The sequence below is a fragment of the Frankia sp. CcWB2 genome (assembly GCF_977927585.1).
Map to the genome: position 1 here is coordinate 16,556 of NZ_CDWRCM010000084.1, position 434 is coordinate 16,989.

The 434-nt window shown below is 72.6% G+C and carries 1 pseudogene; it reads left to right on the forward strand.

Annotated features, from left to right (window positions below):
* Positions 1–359 (forward strand): annotated as a pseudogene (locus ACY45C_RS10995) (DUF6350 family protein); the annotation flags it as partial.
* Positions 360–434: the final 75 nt, after the last annotated feature.

A 434-nucleotide genomic window follows, 5' to 3' on the forward strand; every position in this document is an offset into this window, starting at 1 on the left:
TCATGGTCCATCGGGCGAGCCTGGGACGCCGCTCCCGGGCTCGCATCCTGACCGTCCTGCTCGGGGCGGTGGTCTGCGGTGTCCTCGTGGGTCTGGCGGTCCAAGTGTCGATGGGACAGGTCGGGACCGTGACGGGTCAGGGTAACCACTATGGTCCCTCGTCCGGATGGCTGTGCGGCCTGATTGCCGGGGGGGAGACCGCGCTTGTCGGACTCCTGTTGATCGGCGGCATCGACCTGGCGGCCCGTCGGGCCGAGCGGCCGTTCGTCGCCGACGACGCGGCGGCGCCCTCCTGGTGGCGCAGGCTGCAACCGTCCGGCTCATGGTCGTCAGCCCGGCTGTCACGACGACACCCCTGACCGGCCTCGCGGCCCCGCTGCCGCGGCCTCCTCGAGGTCTGTGGGCCCGCAGCTCCCCGCCCGGCGGGGACCTTT